Here is a 15,859-nt window from a genome sequence, read left to right as displayed (position 1 = left end):
TCCCGCTGTTGGAGAGACTGGTCTTTTTCGTTTGCCCATGCGTGGGAAAAAGTCATTGCCGAAATAAGTTAACTGTTTTATTATTTTGGTTAACAAATATATGTTAACTAAGGATGTGATCTGGTTGTTACATATGTATGACTATGCCGAACTGGCAGAAAAGAACAGGCGATTTTTATGGCATCCTTTTACCCAAATGAAGGACTACAACGCCCAGGAGCCAGTGATTATCGCCAGGGGCGAAGGGGTCAAGCTGATCGACGTGAACGGCAAAGCGTACTATGACGGATTTTCGTCTGTATGGCTGAACGTGCACGGCCACAATGTCCCGGAACTGAATCAGGCGATTACGGAACAACTGGAGCAGATCGCGCATTCGACGCTCTTGGGGATGGCGAATGTGCCGTCCATTTTGCTGGCTGAGCAATTGATTCGTATAGCACCGCCGGGGCTGAGCAAAGTGTTTTATTCGGACAATGGTGCGACAGCGGTGGAAATCTCGTTGAAAATGGCGTTCCAGTATTGGCAGAACCGGGGGCGGACGGGGAAGCACGGATTTATTACGATGAACAACGCCTACCACGGGGATACGATTGGAGCTACCAGTGTGGGCGCGATCCCGCTGTACCATCAGGTTTACAAGCCGCTGCTCTTCTCGCCGCACATCGTTCCGTACCCATATCCGTACCGTGATGGGGGCGAGGAAGCGTCTGTGGAAGCGACCTTGCGCCAGTTGGAGAGCTTGTTACAGCAGAAGGCAGATGAGATTGCAGCGATGATCGTCGAGCCTGTCGTACAGGGAGCCAGCGGGATGATTGTCATGCCTGACGGTTGTTTGAAGCAAATTGCCGAGCTGCTGCGGGCGCATGACGTACTGCTGATTGCAGACGAGGTGGCGACAGGCTTCGGCAGGACGGGAAAAATGTTCGCCTGTGAGCATGACGGTGTGGTCCCGGATATTATGGCGGTTGCCAAAGGTTTGACAGGGGGCTACTTGCCTGTCGCCGCCACTTTGGTTACGGAAGAGATTTACGCTGCATTTTACGCGGACTACGAGGAACAAAAGACGTTTTTCCACGGTCATTCTTTCACAGGAAATCCGCTAGGCTGTGCGGTGGCTTTGGCGAATTTGCGGTTGATGGAGGAACGCAGACTGGTCGATCAAGTGGTGGAAAAAGCGGCGGGACTTGAGGAGCTTTTGCAGCCGCTAAAAGGAGAGCCACATGTCGGTGATATCCGGCAAAAAGGGCTGATGGCAGGGATTGAGCTAGTCAGAGACAAGCAAACAAAGGAGCCGTACCACTGGAATGAACGGATCGGCGTGCGCGTCTGTCAGCGAGCCAGAGAAAAAGGGCTGTTGACCCGACCGCTGGGCAATGTGATCGTCTTCATCCCCCCGCTCGCTTCCACAATGGCCGAGATTGCGGACATGGTGCGAATTTTGGCCGAATCGATTCGCGAGGTCACGATTGAGCAAAAGGAGCAGGCGGCACGATGAGCAAGGAGTTTGCAGGACTGTTCATTGCCGGGACGGACACGGAGGTGGGCAAAACGGTCGTGACGGCGGGGATTGCAGCGGCATTGCGCGAGGCAGGCTGCGATGTCGGGGTATGGAAGCCCGTCCAGTCCGGGGCGCTTGCGCACGAGAAAATGAGCGATGCGTTTCGCTTGCGGGCATGGAGCGGTGTGGCAGACAGGTGCGAGGAGATTGCGCCGCTTGCCTTTTCGGCGCCCTTGACGCCGTGGCTGGCTGCGCAGGCAGAGGGCAAGACACTCACGATGGAGGAAATAACGGCGCATGGTTACCCGTTGCTGGCGAAACACGACTGGCTGCTGGTCGAGGGGGCAGGGGGCCTGGCAGTTCCGTTGACCGAGACAGACATGATGGTCGATCTCGCGGTGCGCTTGAAACTGCCGCTTTTGCTGGTTGCCCGGGCAGGTCTGGGAACGATCAACCACACGCTTTTATCGGTCTGGTACGCTCGTTCGCGCGGGCTTGTGGTGGCAGGAGTGATTTTGAATGAGGGGGCTTCTGCTGCCGATCAAAGCGTTGCTACCAACGCCAAAATGATCGAGTGCTACGGAAACGTTCCGGTTTGGGGTACGCTGCCGCACACGCCTGACGAGCTGACAAGCGAGCAGGTGGTTGCGTTGGTGAAGCAGCATGTCCACGTGGAATGGATTATGGGGTTGCTAAAACAGCAAATATGCAAAGGAGAGGTTCGATAGATGAGCAGAACCGTTGTCGCCAATTGGAACGAGTATGCAGGAAAGGCTGTGCAAAAGGAAGCACTGACGCTGCAAGAAGCGCTTTGCGTGCTGCGAGCGCCTGACGATGAGCTGTTGCCGTTGTTGCACGCCGCTTTTCAGGTCAGGAAACATTTTTTCGGGAAAAAGGTCAAGCTGAACATGATCTTAAACGCCAAAAGCGGCCTGTGCCCGGAAGATTGCGGCTACTGTTCGCAATCGATCGTCTCTACCGCGCCTGTAGCCAAGTACACCATGCTCGACAAAGAGACGTTACTGGCAGGCGCAAAAGAAGCGATGAACCGCAAGGCTGGTACATACTGCATTGTCGCTTCCGGGCGAGGGCCGACGGAAAAGGAGCTGGGCCAGGTCATTGAAGCGGTGCAAGAAATTCGCGACACCATGCCGCTGAAAATATGCGCTTGTCTGGGCATCCTCAGCGACGAGCAAGCCAAGCGGCTGAAGGAAGCGGGGGTGCACCGATACAACCACAATTTGAACACAAGCCGGAATCATTACGCGGCGATCACCACCACGCATACGTACGAGCAGCGCGTGGGAACGGTCGATACGGTGAAAAAAGCGGGAATGTCGCCATGCTCCGGCGTCATCATCGGCATGGGGGAGAGCGACGAAGAAATCGCGGAGATGGCTTTTGCCTTGCGGAGCCTGGATGCGGATTCGATTCCGGTCAACTTTTTGAACGCGATCCCGGGAACGCCCTTGGAGCATCAGGGACGCACGCTGGCGCAAAAGGCACTGAAAGTATTGGCGCTGTTCCGCTTTGTCTGCCCGGACAAAGAAATTCGCGTGGCTGGCGGGCGCGAGGTAAATTTGCGCAGCTTGCAGCCGTTGTCGCTCTACGCCGCCAACTCGCTGTTTGTGGGCGATTATTTGACGACACCGGGGCAGGAAATCACCAGCGATCATCAGATGATTGAAGACCTCGGGTTTGAAATCGAGCTATGCGCGCTGTAAGCGAAGAGGTGCGGCAAATGAGGCAAAGGTACGAATGGCTGGAGACGGAATGGAGCAAGATGCGGGAGCAGTCGCTTTGCCGAGAGTGGCAGACGGTAGAGTCTTTGGCGGAGCATGGAGGAACGTGGATTGTCGTTGGCGGAAAAAAGTTGCTGAACATGTCCTCCAACAACTATTTGGGGCTTGCCCACGATCCGCAAATCATGGCTGCGGGTGAAAAGGCAGCGCGGCAATGGGGCGCAGGAGGAACTGCGTCCCGCCTCGTCCTCGGCAATTACCCGTTGTACGACGAGTTGGAGCAGCGGCTGGCCCGGTGGAAGCAGCGTGAGGAAGCGCTCGTTTTCGCAAATGGCTATCAGGCGAATACGGGGGTGCTTGCTGCGTTGGCTGGTCGGGGCGACGTAGTATTCAGCGATCGGCTGAACCACGCCAGCATTGTGGACGGAATCGTCCTGAGCCGTGCCGAGCACGTCCGGTATCGGCATAACGATTGGGAGCATCTGGCGTTTCTAATGGAAAAACATCAGGGAACGAAACGGAAATGGATTGTGACGGACAGCGTATTTTCCATGGATGGCGACAAGGCGCCATTGCTGGAGTTGATCAAGCTGCGAGAACGGTATGGTGCTTTTCTCATGGTCGATGAAGCGCATGCGGGCGGGGTGCGGGGCGAGCGGGGACAAGGTCTGTGCCACGAACTGGGGATCGCGTCGCAGGTGGATGTATTGATGGGAACGTTCAGCAAAGCTTTTGGCGTATACGGCGCTTATGTTTGTGCCGATCAGGTCGTCATTCGCCATCTGCGTTCGAAAGCGCGCTCGCTCATCTATTCCACAGCGCTGCCTCCTGGTGTCGTCGGGTCGACGATTGCCGCCCTGACGCAGATTGAGGCGGACGAGTGGCGGCGACAAGCGTTGCAGCACAACGCGCAGCTTTTTCGGCGGTTGCTTGCGGAAAAAGGCTTTGCCGTAACTTCAGACGACACGCAGATTGTTCCGATCACGCTGGGAGAAAACGAGCGGGCGCTGCAATTCAGCCAGAAGCTGTGGGAACGGGGAGTTGCAGCTGTCGCGATTCGCCCGCCGACCGTCCCGGATGGAACAGCGCGCATCCGCTTTACGGTAATGGCTACACATCAGCCAGAAGAGCTGGTCTGGGCGGTCGAGCAATTGACTGCTGTCCGGGATGAATGCGCAGGAGGGATGTGAAGTGGCGCCAGTCATTGTTTGGCTGACAGGCTGGGGAATGGCGGATTCATGCTGGGACAAAGTCCGCGAGCGATTGCCCGATGTACGTCATGTGGTCCCTGACTATTCGCAAGTTTCCCGGCCGGACGAATTTTACGAAGTGGTTGCGCAATCCATTCAAAGCTTGAGTGGAAAAGAACTGCTTGTCGTTGGCTGGTCGCTGGGCGGAATGCTGGCCCTTAGGCTGGCAACTGAAAAGCGCGTAGCCGGACTGGTGCTGATTGGGACGACATTGCGGTTTGTCCGCGACCCGGCGGAACGGGAACGCGGCATTGGCGCAGCAATGCTTCAGCGGATGAAGCGGCAGCTGGCAAAAGACCGCGAGCGGATCATGGCCCAATTCGTAGAGCAGATGTTCACAGGGCAAGAACGCGGGCAAAACTGCGTCGATGTGGGGATTGCAGAGGGCCGCTGGAGCCAGCAGGCGCTGTCCGCAGGGCTGGATTACCTGGCGAGCGAGGACTGCCGGTTTGCCCCTGATCGCTTGTCTTGTCCGGCGGTGGTCATTCATGGCGAAGGCGACGTCATCTGTCCGCTCGGCGCGGGAAAAGAGCTTGCGGGCAAGCTGGCGGCAGCCGATTTTTTGCAACTGAAAGACTGCGGGCATGCCCCACACCTGGTTCATCCTGAGCAAGTCAGCGAAGCGATCATGAGGATGGTGAAGCGCATTGCACACAGAACAGATCAAGCGTCGATTCAGCAGCCAGGCGACATCTTATGAACAGTATGCGATTGTGCAAAAAGAGATGGCGCAGCGTCTCGGCGCAATCGTGTCCGCGACGTTGGCGGATAAAAGTGTCGAGAGCATACTGGAAATCGGCTGCGGCACAGGCGGACTGACGCGTCTGATCAGGGGGCAGTACCCGAAAGCCGCATACGAAGCGATTGACATCGCGCCCGGAATGATTGCGCAGGCGAGGTCGAACCTTGAGCAGCACGGATTGGCAGTGAGCTTTCGCCAGGCTGATACGGAAGAATGGGTCTGGACACAGCCAGAGGCAACCAGGGATTTGATCGTGTCGGGAGCGTGCTTTCAATGGCTGCTTCGCCCTGAGTCGACGATCCGCCGTCTGTGCAAGCTGCTCAAGCCGGGTTCGCCGCTTTTGTTTTCGACGTTTGGCCCCAACACCTTCTGCGAATTGCACGACTCCTTTGCCCGTGCCCATGCCAGTCTGGGAGAGCAGGGCGTTCGGCACGGACTGTCGTATTTGACGACAGAGCAGTGGCTTGCCTTGCTGGATTCGGCGGGAATGGAATCGTTGCAGGCGACTGTACACAAGGTGGTTTTGACTTACCCGGGCGTGCTGGATTTTTTGCGTGCCGTAAAAGCGGTAGGAGCAAGCGCCAGCGAAGACAAAACGGCGGGCTTGGGCAGAAAAAGGCTGCTGTTTGCCATGGCTGACTATTATCAGCGGACGTACGGAGATGAGAAGGGAGTGCGTGTAACCTACGAGATGCTTTTTGTCAGCGGCTTTCGCAGCCAATGACGTTTTCTTTTGAGAGAATGGGCAGCTTTTTCTTCATGAAAGCGATTTCGCAGCAGGAATCTGCATGAAGAAATGGAATTTTAAGAAGGTTGGCTATCCTGTTCATTCAAGGAGTGTATGGAAGATGAGTCAAAAGGAAATCGTTATCGCAAGCGCAGTGCGCACAGCTATAGGCAGTTTTCAAGGATCGCTCGCGGGAATCTCCGCAACGAAACTGGGCGGCATCGTCCTGGAAGCGGCTTTGGAGCGCGCTGGCGTGTCCAAAGACTCGGTTGATGAAGTGATTATGGGCAATGTACTTTCCGCAGGACTGGGCCAGAATCCTGCCCGTCAGGCTGCCATTCAAGCAGGATTGGCGCACGAGGTGCCGTCCTTGACGATTAACAAAGTATGCGGCTCCGGATTGAAAGCCGTTCATTTGGCTGTACAGGCGATTTTGAGCGGAGATGCCGAAGTCGTGCTGGCGGGTGGCATGGAAAACATGAGCCAGGCTCCGTACTTGCTGGATGGAGCGCGCTCGGGATATCGCATGGGCGATCAAAAGGCGGTCGACTCGATGATCCGCGATGGTCTTTGGTGTGCATTCAACGACTACCACATGGGAATCACAGCCGAAAATCTGTGCGCCAAATACGAGATCGGACGGGAAGAGCAGGACGAGTTTGCGGCATGGAGCCAGGAAAAAGCGCAGAAAGCTTTGGAAAGCGGCCGTTTTCAGGAGGAGATCGTGCCTGTTCCGATTCCGCAGCGCAAAGGCGACCCTGTGCTGTTTGCTGTCGACGAATTTCCGCGCGCTGGCGTAACCGCCGAGATGCTCTCCAAGCTGAAGCCAGCCTTTAAAAAGGATGGCACTGTAACCGCAGGAAACGCTTCGGGCATCAACGATGGCGCGGCTGCGCTTTTAATCATGACCAAGGAAAAGGCGGAGGAGCTGGGCGTAAAACCGCTCGCGCGCATCGTCGCCAATGCCAGTGCGGGCGTCGATCCGAGCATCATGGGCTACGGTCCGGTGCCAGCGACCAAGCGAGTTTTGGAAAAAGCGGGCATGTCTTTGTCCGACATCGATTTGATCGAAGCGAACGAGGCATTCGCCGTTCAATCGCTGTCTGTCGGCAAAGCGCTCGGCTTCGATCGGGAAAAGCTGAACGTTAACGGCGGAGCGATTGCTCTGGGTCATCCAATTGGCGCAAGCGGGGCGAGAATATTAGTTACGCTTGTTCACGAATTGCAAAAGCGCGAAGGGGTAAAATATGGTCTAGCAACCTTGTGCATTGGCGGCGGACAAGGGGTTTCGACAATTGTTGAAAAAATGTAGATTTTCAATTGTGAACGCTTTGTGTACAGAACAAGACGAACGTTGACAAAGGGAATAATTCTTCGTTAATATGGATGAGGGCAAAGGGGCACTTGACACCAGCCCTCTCCTTATGTATGAAAGGAGAATGTTGTTCCGTGTCGAAAATTGATAATCCTTGGCGAGCCATCACGTTGGTCACTTTAATTGGTGTCGATATGGCCGTTTGCGTGGTTGCGGGAGTCTTTCTGGGAAAATACTTGGATGGCCTTTTCGCCACCAATCCGTTGTTTTTGATGGTTGGACTGCTCGCGGGATTAGGAATAGGCGTGTACAGCGTCTACCGCATCATTCGCGGTTACCTCTAGGGAGATGGGACATGCAAACGTTTTCTTCGGCAATGCGATCCACGTTTCGCTATGCCTTTTTCTGTATGGCAATCGCCGCGATACTCTGGGCGCTGTTGCCATCATCGCGTTTCTTTTTGCAAAGCCTCCTGCTCGGGATGGCTGGCAGTCTAGTGAATGGCACGGTCCTCTTCAGCAAAACATGGCGAATTGGCCAGATGGCTGTCGATCCGGGCGTGCGTCCGAAAGGGACAGGTATGCTGCAACGCTTGGTCGTGGCAGGTTTTGCTGTCTTTTTGACTATGCGTTTTCCTCACTTGTTTGGGCTTGCCGGAGTGTTGATCGGCTTGTTCCTTTTCCAGGTTCTCAGTTTCCTTTTTGTGTATCGCTCCTTTAAATAGATAGCAGAATACTTTTTTTCATGTACGTAAGTAACATACTCGCGCGGAAGAAAGGGGTGAAATACATGCATTATTCTCTGCGATTTGAATGGTTGGGCATGGTATTTGACATCTCCACTGTTCTCATGATTTTGGTAACCTCTCTGGTGGTGCTTTTGCTCTGTATCGGGATGACCCGCAACTTGACCTCCGCTACACCAAGCGGCGCGCAAAACGTGATGGAATGGATTGTGGATTTCGTTACTGGCATTACAAAAAGCTATATCTCACCGAAAAAAGCTGCGGGTTTTGTCTCGCTGGCGCTGACTTTGTTCCTCTACATTTTCCTTGGAAACCAACTGGGTCTCGTATTTAACGTAAATACAGCACACCACAACGGTCCTGACCATCAAGTAAGCGAAAAGGTTAAAGACCTGTTGACGGCTTCCACGACTCCTGAGGCAAAACAACAAAAGATGGCCAAGCTTGAGGAAGAGCTTAACTCAAACGATCCGCATTCTCACGGTGTTGTCATCGGCTGGTGGAAATCTCCAACCGCGACACCGAGCGTAACTTTCGCTCTCGCGTTCATCGTTTTGCTGTACGCTCACTACCTGGGCATTAAGAAGAGTTTCGGTGGATGGTTGAAACATACATTCCTGAATCCGATTCACATTCTGGAGGAGTTCATCATCAAACCATTGACGCTTCCTCTGCGTCTATTCGGTAACATCTTTGCGGGTGAGGTTTTGATCGCCTTCCTGTTGGGTGTAGGGATCTTCGGAAGTATTCCGTTGTTCCTGTGGCTGGGCTACTCGGTGTTTGTCGGCTCTGTACAGGCATTCATTTTCACTACGCTGGCGATGGTTTACCTGTCTCAGCAGGTGAATGAAGATCACTAATCAGCATTTCCCCGATTTTATACTCGCTTTTACAAACTAAGGAGGTTTTTAAACAATGGAAGGTTTGGCTCTTGCAATTGGTATCGTATTTGGTCTCGCTGCTCTTGGCGCAGCAATCGGTAACTCCCTGGTAATCTCCCGTACAATTGAAGGCGTAGCTCGTCAACCAGAAGCACGTGGTAACCTGATGGGTCTCATGTTCCTGGGTCTCGGTCTGGTAGAGGCGGTTCCGATCATCGCTGTAGCGATCGGTTTCATTCTCTTCGGTCGTATGTAGTCAGCGAGCAATTGGTAACAATAGGCGGGCGCTTGATACCCGCCTCTATTTTTGATCGAGTGGAAGTCTATGAAGCTGCCATTCGACGCAAGCAAGAAAACTTCGTCATAGTACGAAGCCAGAGTGTCTGAAACAAACGGTATATACCGTGATGATACATCTTTCTTTTCGCAGGAAGGAGTGAAACGAATGCTCGACTTTGGAGCGGTGTCCCTGGAGTGGGGAACGCTTTTAACCCAAGCAATTGTGTTCTTGTTGTTGCTGCTCTTGGTTCGTAAATTGGCTATGGGCCCGATCGTTGGGATCATGGAGAAACGTCGTCAGCATATCGAAACCCAAATTTCATCTGCTGAGCGCAACCGCGCAGAAGCGGAAAAACTCTTGGCTGAACAACGTCGCGTACTGGATGAAGCTCGCGCTGAATCCAAAGCAATCATCGACCGCGCTAGCAAGCAAGCGTCTGATGAAGCGGCGAAAATCGTGGCAGAAGCTCAAGCTGCATCCGAGCGTATGAAAGCGGACGCAAGCGCTGAACTGGCACGTGAAGTAGAAAAAGCAAAATCCGAGCTGCGTGAACAAATGACCAGCCTCTCCGTACTCTTGGCTTCCAAGATTATCGAGAAAGAACTGGACGAAGCAGCTCAAAAGTCCACTGTTGACAAATTCCTGGCTCAAGTAGGAGATCGCCTATGAGTAGCGCAGTAGGAAAGCGTTATGCTCGCGCTCTGTTTGAGGTAGCGAGCGAGCGTGGCAAGATCGATCAGGTGGAAGCTGACCTTGGTGCGATCGTGCAGGCTGTGGAAGGCAACGAAGATCTGCAAAAGATCATGCAGCACCCGCACATCGCTGCAGATGCAAAGGGCAAACTGGTTGATGAGCTTTTCAAAAGCCATGTAGGGGAAGAGAGCTTCAACTTCCTGAACGTCCTGATTGAAAACGGACGGGAAGTTCAACTGTCTGACATCTACAGCTCCTTTGTGCAACTGGCAAATGAAGCGCGTGGCTACGCAGATGCTGTCGTCACGAGCGCAAAGCCGCTTTCTGATGAAGAACAGGCAGAGTTGGCTGAGAAGTTCGGTCAAACTTTGAATAAAAAGCTGCGGTTGACAGCGGTCGTAGACCCTGCAATCCTCGGCGGCATCGTTATCAAAATTGGCGACCGTCTGTACGATGGCAGCCTGAAAACAAAGTTGGAAACCTTTGCGCAAAAAGCGTAAAGCTCGGTCTTAACGAAGTTGGATGAATGGGGTGAATTAAGTGAGTGCAATCAGACCAGAAGAAATTAGCTCCCTCATCAAAGAGCGGATCGCTAATTTTAAATCTGAAATCGAAGTTGTAGACGTAGGCACAGTCATCCAGGTTGGTGACGGTATTGCTCGCGTTCACGGTTTGGAAAAGGCCATGCAAGGGGAGCTTCTTGAGTTCCAAAATGGCGTAATGGGTATGGTACTCAACTTGGAAGAAGATAACGTGGGTGTCGTTATTATGGGACCTTTCCGCGACATTAAGGAAGGCGATACTGTAAAACGTACCGGCCGCGTTATGGAAGTTCCAGTAGGGGAAGCGCTGCTCGGCCGCGTAGTAAACCCACTGGGTCAACCACTCGATGGTCAAGGACCTATCGCAAATGACGGCTACCGTCCGATCGAGAGCCCGGCTCCTGGCGTAATGGCGCGTAAATCCGTACACGAACCGCTCCAAACAGGTATCAAAGCGATTGACGCGATGATCCCGGTTGGCCGCGGACAGCGTGAGTTGATCATTGGTGACCGCCAAACTGGTAAAACAGCAGTGGCGCTCGACACCATCATCAACCAAAAAGGCAAAGACATGATTTGTATCTACGTGGCGATCGGTCAGAAGCAATCGACCGTTGCGAACATCGTAGAAACCCTGCGTAAAGCAGGCGCTCTGGATTACACCATCATCGTTTCCGCTACAGCTTCCGACCCAGCGCCAATGCTGTACCTGGCTCCTTATGCTGGTGTTACTATGGCTGAGTACTTCATGTACAAAGGCGGACACGTTCTGTGCGTATACGATGACCTGTCCAAACAGGCTGCTGCATACCGCGAAATGTCCCTGTTGCTCCGTCGTCCTCCAGGCCGCGAAGCATATCCTGGTGACGTATTCTACTTGCACTCCCGCTTGCTGGAGCGCGCTGCGAAACTGTCTGATGAACTGGGCGCAGGTTCCATTACTGCTCTGCCATTCATCGAAACCCAAGCGGGTGACATTTCCGCATACATTCCTACTAACGTGATCTCCATCACGGATGGTCAGATCTTCCTGGAGACAGACTTGTTCAACGCAGGTCAACGTCCAGCGGTTAACACCGGTCTTTCCGTATCTCGTGTAGGTGGTTCCGCGCAAATCAAGGCGATGAAAAAGGTAGCAGGTCCGCTCAAGCTTGAGTTGGCTCAATACCGTGAGCTTGCAGCGTTTGCTCAGTTCGGTTCCGACCTGGACAAAGCTACCCAAGCACGTCTGACCCGCGGTGAGCGCTTGATGGAAATCATGAAACAAGGCCAGTTCGATCCAATGCCTGTTGAGAAGCAAGTTGCTTCTATCTACAGCGCTACACGCGGCTACCTGGATGACATTCCAGTAGCAGATGTACGCCGCTTTGAGAAAGAGCTGCTGTCTTTCCTGGATTCCAACAAACCACAACTGTTGGAGCACATCCGCACTACGAAAGACCTTCCAGATGAAAAAGAACTGAACGCAGCGATCGAAGAGTTCAAAAAAGGCTTTTCGGTAACTCGCTAATCGTTAACCTGATAGACATCAGATGCATGCCGGGCAAGAAAGCCCGGGCATGCGTTCTCAAGGTGGTGAAAACGAGTGGCAAAAGGAATACGTGAGATTCGACGCAGTATTAAAAGTACCAAAAATACGCGCCAAATCACGAAAGCGATGAAAATGGTGGCGGCAGCGAAACTCCGCCGCAACCAGGAGAAGGCTGAGGCAGCACGTCCTTACGCTGACAAAATCCAGGAAGTGATTGCAAGCATTGCGAGCGGAACAACTGGTTCCAAACATCCGATGCTGCAAAATCGTCCGGTGAAAAAGACTGGTTACATTGTCATCACTTCCGACCGTGGACTTGCTGGCGGATACAACGCCAACATGCTTCGCAAAGTGGTTACCACCATCAGCGAAAAGCACAAATCCAAGGATGAGTACGGTATTTTTGTGATCGGTCGCAAAGGTCGTGACTTCTTCAGCAAACGGAACTATCCGCTTCTGGAAGAGGTAACAGGTCTGCCAGCCAGCCCGGCCTTTGCTGATATCAAGAAAATTGCCGGTGCGGCAGTCCAGATGTTCGCGAACGAACAAATTGACGAACTGTACCTGTGCTACAACAAGTTCCAAAGTGCAATTTCGCAAATACCTACCGTAAAACAATTGCTGCCACTGGAAGCTCCCGAGAGCAACACGGTGCGCACAATCAATTACGAGTATGAGCCGTCCTCGGAAGAAGTTCTGGCCGATCTGTTGCCTAAATACGCGGAAACACTGGTGTACAGTGCGCTTCTCGAAGCGAAGGCTTCCGAAGAAGGTTCCCGTATGACAGCGATGGGCAACGCGACAGACAACGCAACGGATATGATTAACCGTTACACGTTGATCTACAACCGTGCCCGTCAGGCAGCCATTACTCAAGAGATTTCCGAGATCGTTGCAGGTGCAAACGCACAGGCTTAGTGGCAGCGAATAGCTCCCAATTTAGCTTTACAGGAGGGAAGAAGTAAGATGGCGAATGGACGCGTGGTTCAGGTAATGGGTCCGGTTGTTGACGTCGAGTTCGACCGCGGACACCTGCCTGCCATTTACAATGCGATCAAGATTCAACATAAAGCACAAAGCGCTGGCGAGCGCGACATCGACTTGACAGTTGAGGTTGCAACTCACCTGGGTGATAACCTGGTTCGTACCGTTGCGATGTCTTCCACTGACGGTTTGGTTCGCGGTATGGAAGCCGTTGATACAGGTGCAGCTATCTCCGTTCCAGTGGGTGCAGTTACCCTCGGACGCGTATTTAACGTATTGGGAGAGCCGATCGACCTGCAAGAGCTGGGTCAAGTAGATCGTCGCGACCCAATTCACCGTAAAGCTCCTGAGTTCGTAGACCAAGCAACTACTGTTGAAATCCTGGAAACAGGTATCAAAGTAATTGACCTCTTGGCTCCGTACATCAAGGGTGGTAAGATCGGTCTGTTTGGTGGTGCGGGTGTAGGTAAAACCGTTACGATCCAAGAGCTGATCAACAACATCGCGCAAGAGCACGGTGGTATTTCCGTATTCGCTGGTGTAGGTGAGCGTACCCGTGAAGGTAACGACCTGTACCACGAGATGAAAGATGCAGGCGTTCTGCCGAAAACCGCGATGGTATTCGGTCAAATGAACGAACCGCCTGGTGCGCGTCTTCGCGTAGCGTTGACCGGTCTGACAATGGCGGAGTATTTCCGTGATGAAGAAGGCCGCGACGTTCTTCTGTTTATCGACAACATCTTCCGCTTTACCCAAGCGGGTTCCGAGGTATCCGCTCTCTTGGGCCGTATGCCATCCGCGGTAGGTTACCAGCCAACACTGGCTACCGAAATGGGTCAGCTGCAAGAGCGCATTACTTCTACGAAAAAAGGTTCCGTAACGTCTATTCAAGCGATCTACGTACCAGCGGATGACTATACTGACCCGGCGCCTGCGACTACGTTTGCTCACTTGGACGCTACTACCAACCTGGAGCGCTCCATCGCTGAGTTGGGTATCTTCCCTGCGGTAGACCCACTCGCATCCACTTCCCGTGCTCTGACTCCTGACGTAGTTGGTCAAGAACACTACGATGTGGCTCGTGGCGTGCAAAAAATCCTGCAACGTTACAAAGAATTGCAAGATATCATCGCGATCCTTGGTATGGACGAGCTGAGCGACGATGACAAACAAGTGGTTGGCCGCGCGCGCCGCATCCAACGCTTCCTGTCCCAGTCCTTCCACGTTGCCGAGCAATTTACTGGTAACCCAGGCCAATACGTGCCATTGAAAGAAACGGTTCGCAGCTTTAAAGAAATCCTCGAAGGCAAGCACGACCACCTGCCAGAGGGCGCGTTCCTGTATGTAGGAACGATTGAAGAAGCGGTAGAAAAAGCGAAGAAAATGGCGTAAGACACCCTGGAAAGGGGAGACGATTAAATGAGTAAGATGACAGTTGAAGTCGTAACTCCTGAACGGGTTGTCTATAGCGGTCAGGCTGAAATGGTCATTGCTCGCGGTGTTCAAGGGGATCTCGGTATTTTGCCGAACCATATGCCACTGGTGAGCCCGCTGAAAATAGCGCCTGTTCGGATCAAGACAGAAGGCGAGAAAGAAGTAAAGATGGCTGTAAGCGGCGGCTTCATGGAAGTGCGCGGCGATAAAGTAACCATCCTTGCTGAAACGGCTGAATTGCCGGGAGACATCGATGTTGAACGCGCGAAGGCAGCGAAAGCTCGCGCCGAGAAGCGTTTGGCTGAGAAATATGCCGAGCTCGACGTCCAGCGTGCTGAGCGTGCGCTGCAACGTGCGATGGCACGTCTCGACGTAACGAAGTAAGCGTAAGCTTGATATCCCCGCGCCCATGTGGCTGCGGGGATTTTTCGGTTACGAGCGCGTATGGCGATACATGCATGCTGGGCATGATATTTCCAGTTGGTAATCGCCTATCGTTTCTGTGTATAATAGACCTAATGCCCTGCCGTCTGACATGATTTTTTGCGACAGCATAATGCGCGGCACTGGCTAGTGGAATTAAAGGAGAGTGTACTGATGCAAACCATTCGCGATATTCGCCACAATCAGGATGGCGTAGTGATTCCGAGCGGCTTCGCGGCCAATGGCTGGTCGAACGTGCTGTCTCATGAGATGAATGTCCTGTTTCAGGCTCTGTGTTTTGTCGTAACAGAGTACGAGACAAAAGCGGAGATGGAAAAAGGACTGGATGAAATCGAAGCGTTGAAAGGCGCCTTTTCTGTACCTGCCAAGGAAGCATTTAAATCGGAAGAAGACTATGAAGGCTATGTAGACCTGCTGAACCGCTTCAAGGCATTCCTGAAGCGTTCCGATTACGCTTATCCTGCATCCCGTGTGGAAGCGATTGAGCTTTTCGTAAAATGGGGTCTTGTGATCGACAACGAAGACGCGTGGGATATTCCTGTCCACCCGTTCCCGGATGTACCTCAGTTGTTTAATCTGAGTGAAGCGGAATCGCTCGCCCTGGCGCATGTAAAGCTGGAAGCGCTGGTACACCCTATTTTCAGCCGTCTGGTCATGATGCTGCATGAACGCGATGAAAACACGTTTAGCATCTCCAAGGCAGAAATGAAAGAAATGCTGAATACGAATGACCAGATGCTTACTGAAGTTTTGATCAAGCTGACTCCGTATATGGAAGAGGCGATCGAGAACGTACTGGAACTTCCGGATGATGAGAAACTGAATTTCACCATTGTATGGGAGCGCATTTACGAAGACTTCCTCGGTCAGCAGTTTTCAAGCAATGTTCAATAATGCACAAAATAAATACGCCTGACGGACATATTCGTTTGGCTATTATATGATGCTGGAAAAACTTAGGGAAAAATCTCTAAGTTTTTCCCTTTATATGGGACTACAGGAAGGCTTTCGTTAGACACCCAATTGGCAATTTGATATAATGATAAAG

At 52.8% G+C, this 15,859-nt stretch carries 18 protein-coding genes; all 18 read left to right on the top strand.

The window, feature by feature from the left end; all coding sequences use genetic code 11:
• Nucleotides 1-100: 100 nt before the first annotated feature.
• The 18 genes from bioA to HP435_RS26390 all read left to right on the top strand — a co-directional run bounded on the left by bioA (nt 101) and on the right by HP435_RS26390 (nt 15,705).
• A complete protein-coding gene (gene bioA / locus HP435_RS26475; RefSeq protein ID WP_173599028.1) occupies nt 101-1,498 on the top strand; it encodes an adenosylmethionine--8-amino-7-oxononanoate transaminase in 1,398 nt (465 codons plus the stop codon).
• Nucleotides 1,495-2,229 carry a dethiobiotin synthase gene (bioD, locus tag HP435_RS26470; protein WP_173599027.1) on the top strand — a complete coding sequence of 245 codons (735 nt, stop codon included), beginning with the start codon at nt 1,495-1,497 and terminating at the stop codon, nt 2,227-2,229. Before bioA ends, bioD begins: the two co-directional genes overlap by 4 nt.
• On the top strand, nt 2,230-3,225 hold the full coding sequence (bioB, locus tag HP435_RS26465) for a biotin synthase BioB (protein ID WP_122962590.1): 996 nt from the start codon (nt 2,230-2,232) through the stop codon (nt 3,223-3,225).
• A 17-nt stretch (nt 3,226-3,242) separates the two neighbouring features.
• Nucleotides 3,243-4,433: an 8-amino-7-oxononanoate synthase gene (gene bioF / locus HP435_RS26460; protein WP_122962591.1), complete on the top strand. Its 1,191-nt coding sequence runs from the start codon at nt 3,243-3,245 to the stop codon at nt 4,431-4,433.
• A gap of 1 nt (nt 4,434) precedes the next feature.
• Nucleotides 4,435-5,193 (top strand): alpha/beta fold hydrolase, encoded by a 759-nt coding sequence (locus HP435_RS26455; RefSeq protein ID WP_173599026.1) that lies wholly within the window; start codon nt 4,435-4,437, stop codon nt 5,191-5,193.
• Nucleotides 5,141-5,959 (top strand): malonyl-ACP O-methyltransferase BioC, encoded by an 819-nt coding sequence (bioC, locus tag HP435_RS26450; RefSeq protein WP_173599025.1) that lies wholly within the window; start codon nt 5,141-5,143, stop codon nt 5,957-5,959. Before HP435_RS26455 ends, bioC begins: the two co-directional genes overlap by 53 nt.
• Before the next feature lie 124 nt (nt 5,960-6,083).
• Nucleotides 6,084-7,274 carry an acetyl-CoA C-acetyltransferase gene (locus HP435_RS26445; protein WP_063228992.1) on the top strand — a complete coding sequence of 397 codons (1,191 nt, stop codon included), beginning with the start codon at nt 6,084-6,086 and terminating at the stop codon, nt 7,272-7,274.
• A gap of 137 nt (nt 7,275-7,411) precedes the next feature.
• Nucleotides 7,412-7,621 carry an AtpZ/AtpI family protein gene (locus tag HP435_RS26440; protein WP_005827760.1) on the top strand — a complete coding sequence of 70 codons (210 nt, stop codon included), beginning with the start codon at nt 7,412-7,414 and terminating at the stop codon, nt 7,619-7,621.
• 11 nt (nt 7,622-7,632) lie between these two features.
• Nucleotides 7,633-8,001 carry an ATP synthase subunit I gene (locus tag HP435_RS26435; RefSeq protein ID WP_063228993.1) on the top strand — a complete coding sequence of 123 codons (369 nt, stop codon included), beginning with the start codon at nt 7,633-7,635 and terminating at the stop codon, nt 7,999-8,001.
• Between the two features lie 65 nt (nt 8,002-8,066).
• Nucleotides 8,067-8,882, top strand: a complete 816-nt coding sequence (gene atpB, locus HP435_RS26430) for a F0F1 ATP synthase subunit A (RefSeq protein ID WP_063228994.1) — start codon at nt 8,067-8,069, stop codon at nt 8,880-8,882.
• Between the two features lie 55 nt (nt 8,883-8,937).
• Nucleotides 8,938-9,159: a F0F1 ATP synthase subunit C gene (gene atpE / locus HP435_RS26425; protein WP_005831752.1), complete on the top strand. Its 222-nt coding sequence runs from the start codon at nt 8,938-8,940 to the stop codon at nt 9,157-9,159.
• 189 nt (nt 9,160-9,348) lie between these two features.
• Nucleotides 9,349-9,852 carry a F0F1 ATP synthase subunit B gene (atpF, locus tag HP435_RS26420; RefSeq protein WP_122962594.1) on the top strand — a complete coding sequence of 168 codons (504 nt, stop codon included), beginning with the start codon at nt 9,349-9,351 and terminating at the stop codon, nt 9,850-9,852.
• Nucleotides 9,849-10,376 carry a F0F1 ATP synthase subunit delta gene (locus HP435_RS26415; RefSeq protein ID WP_122962595.1) on the top strand — a complete coding sequence of 176 codons (528 nt, stop codon included), beginning with the start codon at nt 9,849-9,851 and terminating at the stop codon, nt 10,374-10,376. The genes atpF and HP435_RS26415 overlap by 4 nt, the downstream gene beginning before the upstream one ends.
• A 40-nt stretch (nt 10,377-10,416) precedes the next feature.
• The gene (gene atpA / locus HP435_RS26410) at nt 10,417-11,928 is read left to right on the top strand and encodes a F0F1 ATP synthase subunit alpha (RefSeq protein ID WP_063228998.1); all 1,512 of its coding nucleotides are present in this window, start codon (nt 10,417-10,419) and stop codon (nt 11,926-11,928) included.
• Nucleotides 11,929-12,003: 75 nt separating this feature from the next.
• A complete protein-coding gene (gene atpG / locus HP435_RS26405) occupies nt 12,004-12,867 on the top strand; it encodes an ATP synthase F1 subunit gamma (RefSeq protein ID WP_063228999.1) in 864 nt (287 codons plus the stop codon).
• A gap of 48 nt (nt 12,868-12,915) precedes the next feature.
• Nucleotides 12,916-14,325, top strand: a complete 1,410-nt coding sequence (atpD, locus tag HP435_RS26400) for a F0F1 ATP synthase subunit beta (RefSeq protein ID WP_122962596.1) — start codon at nt 12,916-12,918, stop codon at nt 14,323-14,325.
• Between the two features lie 27 nt (nt 14,326-14,352).
• Nucleotides 14,353-14,751, top strand: a complete 399-nt coding sequence (locus HP435_RS26395) for a F0F1 ATP synthase subunit epsilon (RefSeq protein ID WP_122962597.1) — start codon at nt 14,353-14,355, stop codon at nt 14,749-14,751.
• A 213-nt stretch (nt 14,752-14,964) separates the two neighbouring features.
• Nucleotides 14,965-15,705, top strand: coding sequence for a DUF6042 family protein (locus HP435_RS26390; protein ID WP_122962598.1), 741 nt, complete (start codon nt 14,965-14,967; stop codon nt 15,703-15,705).
• Nucleotides 15,706-15,859: the final 154 nt, after the last annotated feature.

This window comes from Brevibacillus sp. HD3.3A (assembly GCF_013284375.2).
GTDB lineage: Bacteria > Bacillota > Bacilli > Brevibacillales > Brevibacillaceae > Brevibacillus > Brevibacillus parabrevis.
Note: the sequence above shows the minus strand (reverse complement) of the source record. Positions and strands in the feature narration are given on the sequence as shown.